Below are 13,452 nucleotides of genomic sequence, written 5' to 3'. Positions count from 1 at the left end.
ACGTTCCCAACTTGCGAAAGCAGGCCAAAACTGCTCTTGCGAACCCGATTATTATAAAAGTACCCAAGAGCTTAAAAGGCTCTTGGGGATTTTTTGCGGCACTTTTGAAAGCGTTTTATATTAGGAGGAGTAAAATATGTTGGGTAAAAACAATCGTTTTGAACAAAAGAAGAAAATGACTGACAAGCATAGCTATTTTAGCCTTCGTAAGACGAAGTTAGGCTTAATGTCATGTTTAATCGGACTAGCTTGTATATATCAAAGTTCAGAAGTTGTGCTTGCTGAAGAATTAGTTGCTAGCCCTTCTGTTGATAAACAAGAGAATCGCCTTCCTGTTGATTCTGATACAATGGGAGAAAGCGAGACTGCATCAGAAGAAAACTTATCGACTAGATCAGATAAGTCTTTAGCTCAAAAACAGACAGAAGCAGTTCGCGCTGAGGACCGGCCAGAAGAGGAGACAACAAGTGAAGCTGACCAACTTACCCCTAATTCTGAAGCTGATAGTCTAGAGACAAAAGATGAAGGACAAGATTCGTTAAAAGATAAAGAAGCTATTCTTGATGAAGACCTAGCAGATTCCCTATCCGAACATGCAGAAGAAAATCAAGAAGGCCAGCCAAGTGATGACAGTCGCTTCAAAGTTCGTGCGACAGATATTGATCTAGCTTCAGAAGAGGCTGGGCTTGGCCCCATTAATAACTATCGGCAAAATGACAATGTCATTGAATTAGAATATGAAACTGGTGAAAAGGGGCAATTAGTTTTTAACCGGGATAATATCTTCAGGTATTATGTTGACCCTAATGGTAATTTCTCAGATCCCGAACCTTCTCGGGCGGATAAACCTGCTCAAATTGTCACAAGTGATTTTATCAAGCAATCTGTAGCTCCAATTGTGTCCGAAGTTGGAAATATTTTACGTATTGCAACCAATCAGATTGTTGTCGACCTAGATAAAAATACTTCCTTAATGAAAATCAAAAATGCCCAGACTGGTCATGTTGTGTTAGAAGAGGCTAAACCTTTAGTGATGACAGATACTGATACAACCCAGTATTTAAAATCAAATGAAAAGAGTCATTATTACGGTGGAGGGACCCAGAATGGGCGTTTCGCACACAAAGGAAATAAAATCAATATAGAAAATGAAAATGTATGGACAGATGGCGGGGTAGCGTCACCTAATCCTTTCTATTTTTCAACAGATGGTTATGGTGTTTTAAGAAATACCTTTGTTAAGGGACAATATGACTTTGAATATAGTCAAGCAGATGAAGTTGCTACTAAACATGACGAAGCAAGATTCGACGCTTATTATATTATCGCTGATCAAGCTCAAGATATTATCAAGGGCTATTACGAAATCACTGGTAAACCCATTGTTCTTCCTGAATTTGCCTATTATGAAGGACATTTAAATGCTTATAACCGGGATTATTGGTTAGAAGCGACTGAGGACACTCCCGGGGCTATTTACTTCGATGAAATTGGAAAATGGTTTGTTGAGGTACAGCCTTCAGCTTTAGGGAACCGTGAGGGGATTAAAGAAACTTTAAATGGAGAACCTGGTGATAAGAATTATCCATTTACAGCACGTGCAGAATTATTACGCTATAAAAAACATGATATGCCTCTAGGATGGATGCTAGTAAACGATGGCTATGGGGCAGGTTACGGTCAAGAAGATACTTTAGACGGTAATATCAAAAATTTACGAGAATTTTCAGAATGGGCCGATAAGAACTTTAATGTTAAGACAGGACTATGGACACAATCTGAATTAACACCTGATGAATCCCAACCAGCCTTGCTGCAAAGAGACTTAGCTAAAGAAGTGCGTGATGGCTTAGTACGGGTCTTAAAAACAGACGTTGCCTGGGTAGGGCCTGGTTATTCCTTTGGCCTGAACGGTGTACAAAATTCTGCTAAGATTATGGTTGAAGAAAGTGGTGGCATGCGGCCCTTTATCATTTCCTTAGATGGTTGGGGCGGCACCCAGCACTATGCCAGTATCTGGACCGGTGATCAAACTGGCGGACAATGGGAGTATATTCGATTCCATATCCCAACCTATATTGGTACGGGTTTATCTGGCCAGCCGAACGTGACCTCTGATGTGGATGGCATATTTGGTGGTAATAATCCTGTCATCAATACACGGGATTACCAATGGAAGACCTTCACCACCATGCTGCTAAATATGGACGGCTGGGGATCTAACCCTAAGAATCCATTTGCTTTTGATGCAACAACAACTGATATTAATCGCTCTTACAATAAATTGAAGTCGATTCTTTTACCTTATACTTATAGTATTCATCATCATGCGGAAGATGGGAAACCTGTTGTACGGGCGATGTTTATTGATTTCCCAAATGAAGAGATAAACTATACAGATCGTATGAATTATCAGTATATGTACGGTGATAGTTTCCTAGTTGCTCCAATTTATGAGAATACATCGGCTGACCAAGAGGGTAATGATATCCGTAATGAAATTTACCTCCCTAAAGGCAGTCGTTGGATTGATTATTTCACTGGAGATGTCTATGATGGGGGACAAATGTTGAATAATTTTGATGCTCCTATCTGGAAAACACCAGTTTTTGTAAGAAGTGGGGCGATTATTCCTGTCAATGATCCCAATAACAATCCGAAAGACATTGATCGGACCTTACGTAAGATCAGCTTCTATCCAGAAGGTGAGTCTCAATTTACTTTAGTGGAAGATGATGGCGTATCAATGGATTATACGAATGGGGGGCGCGCAACAACACTTATTCAATCAAATGCGACATCAGACGGACATGTTGTGTTAACGGTTAATCCAAGTCAGGGAAGTTTCGATGGACAAATCTCTCATAAGCGCACACAGTTTAATATCAATACCACTAAAAATCCACAGTCTGTTGAACTATTCGTTAACGGAGAAAAAGTAAGTTTAACCGAAGTGAATTCATTAGATGAACTCAATAATGGAAAGAATGTTTACTATTATGACAGAACACCTAATTTGAATCAGTTTTCAACTGAAGAAGGTAAGTACTATGGCAAGGAATTGATCAAGAATCCTGTGTTACGCGTTATCACTGACAGCTATGATGTGACTCAAACAGAAGTTAGAGTAGAACTAGATGGCTTTGAATACGAACAGGATAAATTCACTCCGATTGTAGGTGAAAGTGGTGATGCACCAAGCGTTCAAGTAGCAGCAGATAACCTAGGTGCTTATTCTGTACCACTGAATTGGACAGCTATTGATCAGGCAGACCGTTACGAAGTGCTAGCAGATGGCATCGTCTATACAAATATACTAGATAACCACTTTGTTCATAATGGTTTGGATCCAGAAACTGAGCATAGCTACAAGGTTCGCGCTGTTATTGGAGACCAAGTGACGCCATGGTCGACAGAAATTGTACAACGGACAGCTGAAGATCCTTATCGTAATGCCGTAAAAGATATTGTTGTCAGTTCAAATACCCCTGCTCAACCCGGACAAGACTTATCCAATTTAGTGGATGGCGATTTGGCAAGCACCTATCATTCGGATTGGGGTAAGAAGGCCGTTCCGGAAGCCCTAACCTTTGATCTAGGACGTGCTTACAAACTAGACAAAATGGAGTATTACCCACGTACCGATGCAGGCAATGGGACTGTCTTACAGGGCGACATTCAGTATTCAATCGATGGTGTGAATTGGAAGCCGGCAAATAAGGCCTTCCAATGGTCTGCGGATAATGAAATAAAAACCATTGATCTATCAACGATGGAAGCGAGATATGTTCGTGTAAATGTTAATCAAGCAATTGGAGACTTTGTATCAGGTAATGAAATCTTGTTCTACCATGAAGATGGCGATCAAGGTTACGTTGTTGGAGATATCACAAATGATGGTTTGATTAATGAAAATGATCTAACTTCGTTTAGAAACTACGCAGGCCTAAAACGAGGAGATTCAGACTTTGAAGGCTATGTTGAGCGAGCTGATTCTAACAAGAATGATGCGATCGATGCTTATGACATTTACCTTGTCACACATCAAATGAATCAATCCAAATTGTATCCTATCCGTCAAGCTTATGGTTCTTTAGAGTGGGTAACCAGTCAAGATGAAGCGAAAGCTGGCGATGAAGTGAAGGTTGTTCTACGTGGGAATGGACTCAAAAATGTTCAAGCCATCAACGCAACTTATACGATTGACGGTGAGCGCTATGAAGTTGTTAATGATCAAGTTGATACGAATAATGCCTTAGCTGATATGAATAACTTCTCGAGAGTACGTTCTCATTCAGATAATACACGGACTGTGAATGCTATTTTGGTCAATGATGGAAATAGCCAGCCTCTAGATGCTGAGCAAATTGATATTATCAGCTTTACTTTGCGTGTTAAGAAGGATGGACCAGTTAATTTAAGTCTAGAAGATCCAATGTTAATTGGTAGTAACTTACGAGCCAATGATGGCACAATAACTGATACGGAAGACAGTGTTATCAGAGATATTAAGGTAGATGCGGATAAACCTGATCAACCAGGAAGTGAAATAAGCAATCTAGTCGATGGCGATTTCAATAGCCAGTATCACTCAAAATGGCATACACAAGCAGTTCCTGAAACGATTATCTTTGACTTTAAGAAAGCCTATCAGTTAGATCGATTAGAGTACTACCCACGTACCGATGCAGGTAATGGTACAATATTAGAAGGAACGGTTGAATACAGTACTGATGGCGAAAATTGGACTGAAATCCCAAGGACAATTAAGTGGTCTCATGATAATCAAGTGAAACAATTTGACCTATCAGATGTGACGGCCCAATATATACGGATGACAGTTCAAAAAGCGGTAGGGGATTTTGTTTCTGGTCGTGAAATGACCTTCTATCATACCGGGGAAGCTGAACCTACAGAATCACCACTTACTAAGCTTGAAGAGGGAGTAGCGCTCCTTGAAAATTATGAAAATATACTGACTGAAATGATTGATGCCGCACAAAACGATCCAAGCGTGGATACCGTGCCGTTAGCCAGTCAACTGAGCCAGTATAATCAAGCGCTAAAGGCCTTGAAGCAGTTAATTCAAGCAATTCCAGAGAATATCCAAGGAAAAGCTGAGTTGCTAGAACGCGTTAATGTCCTATCTGAATTAAGTCTTGCGCAGGAAGAAGAGAATCAAGGTTCAGAACCTGGACAGGGCGACCAAGGTCCAAGCGAAGGTGAGGAAGAAGGTAATCAAGACCCAGAACCTGGACAGGGCGACCAAGGTCCAAGCGAAGGTGAAGAAGAAGGTAATCAAGACCCAGAACCTGGACAGGGCGACCAAGAGCCAAGCGAAGGTGAGGAAGAAGGTAATCAAGATCCAGAACCTGAACAAGGCGACCAAGGTCCAAGCAAAGGTCAAGAAGAAAGCCAAGACCCTAAACCTGAACAAAATGAATCGGATCAAGGCTTAAATGGAGGCCAAGTGGACAAGCCTGAAGCTGAAAACAATACAACTATTTCATCCGATGATCCAGCTCTTGTAGCGCCTGGCCTTGAAAAGAACGGTCAAACAGCTAACGAACAAGCGATTCCAAGTCAGGAAGAAGAGGAACAAATAGTATCCGGTAATGAACTAGACTCACCAGTTAAACATATTAAACTGGATAGAAGATCTGTTAGCGACAAATCCTTTGTTTATAAAGACAAAGACCTTCTGCAAAAATTAGGTCGAGAAGAAAGGGTAAGAAGCTTGCCGCAAACTTCTGCTACAGCATCTTTCTTATCAGTCGGATTAGGCTTAGTCTTTACAGCGATTGGGGGTTCTCTTCTTAGCAAAACAAAAGTTAATAAAAAACGGGAAGACTAATCGCGTATAGTATTATGCAAATCCTAATGAAGCAGAGAGAGTAGCTCTCAGAATAAAAGTTGAGAAGTTAGCGCAAGCTAATTTCTCAACTTTTTAATTTTAATTTTAAGAAACATGGCCAAATAATCTTACAGCTGCAAGCAGAAGTATGGAGAACAAAATGGCTTATTAGCGAGCGAGTTTTGAATAGTCGCTTATTTGCAAGCCCACCCCAGCAAGTCCAAAAGCAGAGTACAAACTCTCACCACCCCCTTTAACTATTAAGCACAAAAAACTAGCAGCCAGACCTTAGAGGCAAAGCTGCTAGTTTTTTACTCGATATAAAGCTTATTCCTTCACTTCGCCGCTTTCGACGCTGGTGGAAGCTTCGAGGGGGCGTATGAGGGAGTCGTTGTGGTCGATGAAGACCTTGGTGATATCTTCGAGGTTGTAATAGCTGTAGAAGTCGCGCTTGTCGATCTTGGAACTGTCGATAATCAAGTAGCGTTCATTGGAATTATTGAGGGCAATCTTTTGGGCATTGCCTTCTTCGAAGGTGGCAGTCATGATATCGGTATTGGTCAAGCCGTTGCAAGAGACAAAGGACTTGTGGAAGTTAATGCTTGCCAGGGCAGCATTGGTAATGGAGCCGTGGAAGGATTCGGTAATCTTTCGCATCTCCCCGCCAACGAGATAGAGCTTCATTTGCTTGGACTTGTCGTTGAGGGTCTTGAAGACCGGCAGGCAATTAGTAACCACACGCAGGTCCATGTCATCCATCATGCTAGCAAAGATTTCCATCGTTGTTCCGGGCCCAAGGAAGATGGTTTCACCTGCCTTGAGATAGGGGAGGGCAGCGCGGGCTGCGGCTTTTTTGAGATCAATATTAATGATTTTCTTATCGCGGTGGGAGAGTTCCTTGTTCGGGTAGTCGTTGAGACTGACCGCTCCCCCGTGGACCCGGCGGAGTTGGCCACGCTTCTCTAATTCATCGAGGTCCCTGCGAATCGTCATGTCCGACACATGGAGTTGGTTGATGATATCGGTCACCTTGACATGGCCATAGTGGTTAACTTCCTCCACAATATAATTTAAACGATCCTCTTTTAACATCTTGCTAGCTCCTTTCCCTAAAGACTTTTAGGTGTTCGGATAGTTTTTTATTTCAATCTGATCATAGATAGTTTGGAAGTTATCAGGGTTGACATGCCCGGTCTTCTTCTCCATGGTATTTAAGATACCAGCAGTCATCCCGTACTTAATCACATCTTCGGGGCGTTTGCTCTGGCTAATGGCAATGGCTAGGCCGGCGATGGTTGAATCCCCAGACCCCACTGGATTCACCACGTCAATACTTGGAATATTGGCCTTGTAGAACTTATCTTGGTGTTTGACGAAGGCCCCCTCGCCACCTAGAGATACCACAATCCATTCAATCCCTTCAAAGCGTGGGTTCAATAGAGCTTGGTGGAGGCTCTCTAAGTCACTAGGGTCTAGGCTCTCGCCAATCAGGTCGCCGAGCTCATGGTGGTTGGGTTTGATCAGGAGGGGCTTGGTCGCACTAGCCAAAGCGTCAGCTAGGAATTGGCCCGAACTATCCAGTAAAGTTGGGACACCGGCTTGTCCAGCCTTTTGGATGAGGGTGGTATAAAGGTCGGGCGAGAGGCCTTTTGCCATAGAACCGGAGATGGTCATGGTATCGACTTGGTCCAGTAAGCTTTGGAATTGGTCGAGGAAGGCCTGCTCTTCTTCTTTAGAAATAGTGGGTCCGCTTTCTAGGATTTCAGTCTGCTTGCCTTCGTGGAGGATGGCAATCGAATCCCGAGTTTCTCCTGCACAGGTCGAGAAGGCGTTGGGGATGCCGTCGTGATCGAGCTGGTCCTTGATAAAGGCGCCATGGTGGCCACCCAGGATCCCCGTTGTTAGCACGTTTTCTCCTAATTGGTGGATGACCCGGGCCACATTCAGGCCCTTGCCCCCAGCCGTCTTACTAACCTCTTGGCAACGCGTAACACCATCGATCGCCAGATGGTCAATCGGATAAGAAATATCAATCGAAGGATTCATCGTCACAGTCAAAATCATGAAAAAGCTCCTTTCTTGGCTTAAAATTTATAGCACTTTATTTTTTATTATAGATTGCTGGTTAATTTGTGTTGGAATGAGCACATTCAAAAACGGAAGGGATGCTCACTGCTAGGATTTATCTAAAAAAGTGAGAAAACACTGTAGCTGGTGTCTGGTCGGCCGAACTACAGTGTTTCAAGTCATGGAATCTATCCACCACTAATCGTGGTAATAGCCTTCATTCCATTTTTCGAGATAGCTATCGAAAAGATGGTCGCTATGTTTACTGTCATCTTGACTATCTAGGCTGGCAATTTCTTCAATGAGGGCCTTATTTTCGGGTGTTTCTTGGTAGTCTTCGTGGATGAAGGCTTCGATGATATCGCTCATCAAGAATTCCCCAGTGATCTTACCGCCAAAAGCGATGATATTAGCATCTAATTCGCGGCGGGCATAGAGGGCAGAGGTCATGTCGCGGACGAGGGCAGTCCGGGTGCCGGCTACCTTGTTGGCCGCATTGGAAATCCCAACGCCCGTTCCGCAGAGGACAACGCCGAAGTCAACGTCGCCAGCGGCTACTAACTCACCCACCCGTTTACCAAAGATGGGGTAGTGGGTGCGGACGAAACCGTAAGTTCCGACGTCAATCACTTCATGGCCTTTCTCTCTCAGGGTATCTGCAAGTGCAATCTTAATATCTGTCACAATATGGTCACAACCAATAGCAATTTTCATTTTTTTAACCTCCTCAGCTTAACGAACTAGCACATTTCATTCAGCATGTCGACGCGGACTTGGTGGCGCCCAGCGGCATAGTCTGCTTTCAGGAATTCGCGGACGATGTTGCGGGCGAGCTCTGGCCCAACAATTTCTTGGCCGAGCGTGATGATGCGGGCATTATTATGTTCGCGGGTCATATAAGCTGTCCGTTCGTCGGAGAGGTTGGCGACAATTGCGCCCTTGTGCTTGGTCCCCGCCATAAAGCTGCCGACACCGTAAGCGTCAATCGCGATGCCCAAGCTCTCATCATCGGCTTGAACTTTCTCCACAACGGCTGCAGTGGATGCGACGAAGTCTTTAGCTGGGCTTTCCGTTACATCGATTAGCTCATGGTCTGTGCTTTCTAGATAAGCTTTGATGGTTTCTTTAAGTTCGAAACCGCCTTGGTCTGCTCCAATAACTACTTTCATTTTATAGCCTTCCTTCCATCAAATGGTCATCAGTTATAGGTTTGTTTGAATCTGTTTGTTTATAGTGTATTATGTTTGAAAGAGAAAGTCAATCCTTTCGCTTGTAAAAATTTGCTCGAGCTCAATAATAGCTGGGAAAGGAATCTAGTATTTTCTTATACTTTCCATTATAAATAAAAAGCAAAGGCTTTTAATAATTCCCTTGACAATTCATTGAAAGCGTTATAATATAAACACAACAGACAAACAAAAACAAACATTTGGAAGAGGAGTGTTTACAAATGAAGAAAGTCTCACAAGCCAAGCTCGACCACTTGAAGAAACTATCAACCGACACGCAGGTGATTTCTGCCTTAGCCATTGACCAACGGGGTTCCTTGAAGAAGATGCTCCAAAGCGCAGGCGAAGTTGAAGATATCCAGAAAGAAGTGGAACAGTTCAAGATTGCCATTTCCGAAGAATTAACCCCTTATGCTGCTTCTATTCTTTTGGACCCAGAATATGGCTTACCTGCAGCTGCTAAGAAGGATGCTGACTGTGGCTTGCTTCTAGCCTATGAAGAAACAGGCTATGACGCTTCCGAAGTTGGCCGCCTCCCTGACCTCCTCCCTGATTGGTCAGCCAAGCGCATCAAAGAAGAAGGGGCCGATGCCGTGAAATTCCTCCTATACTATGATGTGGATGAAGACGAGAAGATTAACAATTGGAAACACGCCTTCGTTGAACGGATCGGGAGCGAATGCCAGGCAGAAGATATTCCCTTCTTCCTTGAAATCTTATCCTATGATGCCAATATTGATGATGCGAAAGGCAAAGAATACGCTAAAGTTCGCCCACACAAGGTCAATGAAGCCGTTAAAGTCTTCTCCGATGACCGCTACCAAGTGGACGTGCTCAAGGTGGAAGTGCCAGTCAATATGAACTTCGTGGAAGGCTACGGTGACGAAGCGGTTTACAGCCAAGAAGAAGCCAAGAAATTCTTCCAAGAACAAGATGCTGCAACGGACCTACCTTACATCTACTTATCCGGTGGGGTATCTGCCCAACTCTTCCAAGACACCTTGAAATTCGCCAAAGAAGCAGGGGCAGTCTTCAATGGGGTCCTCTGCGGCCGGGCAACCTGGGCCGATGCCGTACCAGAATACGCTGAAAAAGGCGAAGCCGCTTGCCGGGAATGGTTGAGCACTCAAGGTAAGGAAAATATCCAAAGCCTTAACCAAGTCCTAGCAGAAACCGCAACACCTTGGACCGATAAGATTTCAGCAGAATAGAGAGGGGATTGTATGACGAGCAGTCTATTCGCTCCGGAAACGTGCTTTGTGCTTGAGGGAGAGAATGCCGAAGAAGTCTTTAGACAGGTCGACCAAGAGCTCCAAGCGCTCGACTTAGTCAAAGAAGGCTTCCTCGACAGTCTGATTGAAAGAGAGAAGAACTTCCCCACAGCCTTAGATATGCAGCCAGTGAATCCCAATTTCTCTAACATTGCGATTCCCCACACTGAATCAGACTATGTGACGGTCACACGGATTGTCCCAATCAAGCTAAAGACGCCGGTGACCTTCCATAATATGATCCAGCCTGACCAGGCCCTTGAAGTTGGCTTCCTCTTTATGCTCTTGAACAAGGATGCGGAAGCCCAGGCAGGCTTACTGGCCCAAGTGATGGATTTCTTCAATCGCACGGATGCCGACCAGATTCAAGGCTTCCTAGCCTCCGAAGATCCCCAAGCGATTTATGAATTTTTAGCAGAAAACTTTTAGAAAGGAAATGATCTCAACATGGTTAAAATTTTAGCAGCATGTGGCGCAGGGGTTAACTCCAGCCACCAAATCAAAGATGCCTTAGAAACTGAACTCTCTAAGAGAGGTTATGATGTCCATTGTGACGCTGTGATGATCAAGGATATTTCAGAAGACATGATGGAGAAATACGATATCTTTGCCCAAATCGCTGATACCGATTTAGGCTTTGAAATTCCTATTCCTGTTGTCAATGCAGGACCTATCCTTTATCGCATTCCAGCTATGGCTGAACCTGTTTATAATGAAATTGAACAAGTGATTAAAGATATGGGCTAGTAATTAGCCGGACTAGGAGTGGATAAAAATGGATGGCATCATTGAATTTGCCAATACGATTCTTCAGCCAATTATCGATTTGGGGCCTGCCCCTCTGATGACCATTGTGCTGACAGTCTTGGCCTTATGTTTTCGCGTGAAATTCTCAAAAGCCCTTGAAGGTGGGATTAAACTAGGGATTGCCTTAACCGGGGTTGGGGCCATCATGAATATCCTGACTTCCTCCTTCTCAGAAGCCTTGGCAGCTTTCGTTGAAGGCACAGGGATTCAATTAAATATTACGGACGTGGGTTGGGCCCCTATGGCTACCATTACCTGGGGGTCGCCTTATACCCTCTACTTTATGTTGATCCTCTTGGTGGTCAATATCCTCATGTTGGTCGCCAATAAGACCAATACCTTGGACGTCGATATCTTTGACGTTTGGCACTTATCCCTAGTTGGTTTGTTTGCGATTTATTGTGGGGCACCTCTCTTGATCGCTACTATCCTGGTTGTTTTTATTGGGGTCCTAAAGATCATCAACTCGGACTTGATGAAGCCGACCTTCAATGACCTTATGAATGCCCCAGAAGGCAACCCCATGACAACGACCCACATGAACTATATGATGAACCCGATCATCATGGTCTTTGATAAGATCTTCGATAAGTTGTTCCCTTGGCTTGACAAGTATGACTTCGATGCTGCTAAGTTGAACAATAAGATCGGCTTCTGGGGGTCCAAATTCGCCATCGGGATCTATCTCGGCCTCTTTGTCGGGATCCTCGGCGGACAAACGCCTGACAAGATCTTGACCTTAGCCTTCACAGCAGCAGCCTGCTTGGAGCTCTTCTCTGTCATCGGTTCCTGGTTTATCGCCTCAGTTGAACCTTTATCCCAAGGGGTGACTGACTTTACCAGTAAACGTTTCGAAGGTCGCACGTTCAATATCGGTCTGGACTGGCCTTTCATTGCAGGACGTGCAGAAATCTGGGCAGCCGCCAATGTCTTGGCTCCGATTATGTTACTTGAAGCCCTCATCTTGCCTAAGAATGGGATCATGCCCTTAGCTGGGATTATTGCCATGGGCTTGACGCCAGCACTTCTGGTGGTGACCCGCGGCAAGATCATCCGGATGATTACGATTGGGGCCTTGGTTCTCCCAACTTTCCTCTACGCTGGGACCCTCATGGCACCCTTCGTTACCGAAACCGCTAAGAAGGTCGGGGCCTTCCCTGCAGGAATCGACAGCTCAGCCTTGATCTCAGGGACGACCATCGAAGGCCCTGTTGAGAAGTTCTTGGCTTACTTCGTGGGGAACGCCTCCCAAGGCCAGATTGAATTTATTATCTACGCTGCCATTGCTCTTGTGATTTATACCTTGCTCTTTGTTTGGTATGCGAAACAAATGAAGAAGCGCAATGCAGAGTATGCTGCAGCGAAAAAATAGTATATAATAACTAAGGAAGAACAGCGCTAGGCCATGAGTCTGAGCGCTGTTCTTGTATAGAGGGAAGTATGTTACTCGTCGTCTTGAGTACATCTCATTTATTTTTTAAGGAGGGCCTTATGAAAGCATTAAAAGCAGTGATTTTTGATATGGATGGTTTGATGTTTGATACCGAGAAGGTGGGTTACGAGCAGACGAAGCGGGCTGCGGATGAACTTGGCCTTGATTATGATATCGAGGTGTTTAAAGGCTATCTCGGGACAAATGAGCAAGAAACTTTAGCTTATATTCGCAAGCACTATTCAGGCCAGCCTCAAGTGGACGACTTTATAACTTTGACCAGTCAATACATCGAGGAAGCTCTAGCAGACCCTAATAATATCGATGATAAAAAGGGACTCTACGACTTACTCGACTATCTAAGATCGCGCCAGATTAAACGCTATATTGCCTCGAGCAGCCGGCGGGATGAAATTATCCGCAACCTAGAGGGCAAGGGGATTGCCGATTATTTCGAAGGCTTAGTCGCTGGCAATGAAGTCCAACGAGCCAAGCCCGATCCTGAAATCTATTTAAAAGCTTTTGGACTGACTCAGCTCCAAAATAAGCAAGAAGTCCTGGTCCTTGAAGACTCGAAGAATGGCGTCCGGGCAGCTTACCAAGCAGGCTTACCGGTACTTACTGTGCCAGACCTTATTGCAGCTGATGAGGAAGTGCGGGACAAGGCTGTTGCGGTCAAGGAATCTTTGGAGGAGGTCATTTCCTATATAGAGAGTGAGTATAGCTAATAAATAAAAATGAAACTTTTATTTAGTAAAGAAATCAACGTTATTAGCTTTAAGTTAGACAAGC

At 44.1% G+C, this 13,452-nt stretch carries 10 protein-coding genes; 6 read left to right on the top strand and 4 right to left on the bottom strand.

Translation table 11 applies throughout. The features are described from left to right. Nucleotides 1–136: 136 nt before the first annotated feature. On the top strand, nt 137–5,854 hold the full coding sequence (locus F6I03_RS08350; RefSeq protein WP_070626143.1) for a discoidin domain-containing protein: 5,718 nt from the start codon (nt 137–139) through the stop codon (nt 5,852–5,854). A 327-nt stretch (nt 5,855–6,181) separates the two neighbouring features. Here F6I03_RS08350 and F6I03_RS08345 read toward each other — a convergent pair whose 3' ends face one another. The 4 genes from F6I03_RS08345 to lacA form a co-directional block, all read right to left on the bottom strand. Continuing rightward, nucleotides 6,182–6,946: a DeoR/GlpR family DNA-binding transcription regulator gene (locus F6I03_RS08345; RefSeq protein WP_070431621.1), complete on the bottom strand. Its 765-nt coding sequence runs from the start codon at nt 6,944–6,946 to the stop codon at nt 6,182–6,184. Nucleotides 6,947–6,973: 27 nt separating this feature from the next. Continuing rightward, on the bottom strand, nt 6,974–7,918 hold the full coding sequence (locus F6I03_RS08340; protein WP_070626141.1) for a hexose kinase: 945 nt from the start codon (nt 7,916–7,918) through the stop codon (nt 6,974–6,976). A 201-nt stretch (nt 7,919–8,119) separates the two neighbouring features. After that, on the bottom strand, nt 8,120–8,635 hold the full coding sequence (gene lacB / locus F6I03_RS08335; RefSeq protein WP_070431619.1) for a galactose-6-phosphate isomerase subunit LacB: 516 nt from the start codon (nt 8,633–8,635) through the stop codon (nt 8,120–8,122). Between the two features lie 26 nt (nt 8,636–8,661). Beyond that, the gene (lacA, locus tag F6I03_RS08330) at nt 8,662–9,090 is read right to left on the bottom strand and encodes a galactose-6-phosphate isomerase subunit LacA (RefSeq protein ID WP_070431618.1); all 429 of its coding nucleotides are present in this window, start codon (nt 9,088–9,090) and stop codon (nt 8,662–8,664) included. Nucleotides 9,091–9,371: 281 nt separating this feature from the next. On the opposite strand from lacA, the gene lacD reads away from it, so the two are divergent. The 5 genes from lacD to F6I03_RS08305 all read left to right on the top strand — a co-directional run bounded on the left by lacD (nt 9,372) and on the right by F6I03_RS08305 (nt 13,388). Next, entirely contained in the window at nt 9,372–10,361 is a 990-nt protein-coding gene (gene lacD, locus F6I03_RS08325; RefSeq protein ID WP_070431617.1) for a tagatose-bisphosphate aldolase, read from the top strand. Nucleotides 10,362–10,373: 12 nt separating this feature from the next. Further along, nucleotides 10,374–10,850 (top strand): PTS sugar transporter subunit IIA, encoded by a 477-nt coding sequence (locus tag F6I03_RS08320; RefSeq protein WP_070626139.1) that lies wholly within the window; start codon nt 10,374–10,376, stop codon nt 10,848–10,850. Between the two features lie 18 nt (nt 10,851–10,868). Next, entirely contained in the window at nt 10,869–11,168 is a 300-nt protein-coding gene (locus F6I03_RS08315) for a PTS sugar transporter subunit IIB (RefSeq protein ID WP_070431615.1), read from the top strand. Nucleotides 11,169–11,196: 28 nt separating this feature from the next. Next, nucleotides 11,197–12,600: a PTS galactitol transporter subunit IIC gene (locus F6I03_RS08310; protein WP_070431614.1), complete on the top strand. Its 1,404-nt coding sequence runs from the start codon at nt 11,197–11,199 to the stop codon at nt 12,598–12,600. Nucleotides 12,601–12,719: 119 nt separating this feature from the next. Next, nucleotides 12,720–13,388 carry an HAD family hydrolase gene (locus F6I03_RS08305; RefSeq protein WP_070431613.1) on the top strand — a complete coding sequence of 223 codons (669 nt, stop codon included), beginning with the start codon at nt 12,720–12,722 and terminating at the stop codon, nt 13,386–13,388. The last annotated feature ends 64 nt before the right edge of the window (nt 13,389–13,452 follow it).

This window comes from Aerococcus sanguinicola (assembly GCF_008726925.1).
Lineage (GTDB): Bacteria > Bacillota > Bacilli > Lactobacillales > Aerococcaceae > Aerococcus.
The sequence above is the reverse complement of the archived record's forward strand: the minus strand, read 5'-3'. Positions and strand labels throughout refer to the sequence as shown.

What these genes read in the sequence shown, in the direction of transcription:
- lacA (WP_070431618.1), bottom strand. Translation starts at nt 9,090, where the DNA reads ATGAAAGTAGTTATTGGAGCAGACCAAGGCGGTTTCGAACTTAAAGAA.
- F6I03_RS08310 (WP_070431614.1), top strand. Translation starts at nt 11,197, where the DNA reads ATGGATGGCATCATTGAATTTGCCAATACGATTCTTCAGCCAATTATC.
- lacD (WP_070431617.1), top strand. Translation starts at nt 9,372, where the DNA reads ATGAAGAAAGTCTCACAAGCCAAGCTCGACCACTTGAAGAAACTATCA.
- F6I03_RS08315 (WP_070431615.1), top strand. Translation starts at nt 10,869, where the DNA reads ATGGTTAAAATTTTAGCAGCATGTGGCGCAGGGGTTAACTCCAGCCAC.
- F6I03_RS08305 (WP_070431613.1), top strand. Translation starts at nt 12,720, where the DNA reads ATGAAAGCATTAAAAGCAGTGATTTTTGATATGGATGGTTTGATGTTT.
- F6I03_RS08345 (WP_070431621.1), bottom strand. Translation starts at nt 6,946, where the DNA reads ATGTTAAAAGAGGATCGTTTAAATTATATTGTGGAGGAAGTTAACCAC.
- F6I03_RS08340 (WP_070626141.1), bottom strand. Translation starts at nt 7,918, where the DNA reads ATGATTTTGACTGTGACGATGAATCCTTCGATTGATATTTCTTATCCG.
- F6I03_RS08320 (WP_070626139.1), top strand. Translation starts at nt 10,374, where the DNA reads ATGACGAGCAGTCTATTCGCTCCGGAAACGTGCTTTGTGCTTGAGGGA.
- F6I03_RS08350 (WP_070626143.1), top strand. Translation starts at nt 137, where the DNA reads ATGTTGGGTAAAAACAATCGTTTTGAACAAAAGAAGAAAATGACTGAC.
- lacB (WP_070431619.1), bottom strand. Translation starts at nt 8,635, where the DNA reads ATGAAAATTGCTATTGGTTGTGACCATATTGTGACAGATATTAAGATT.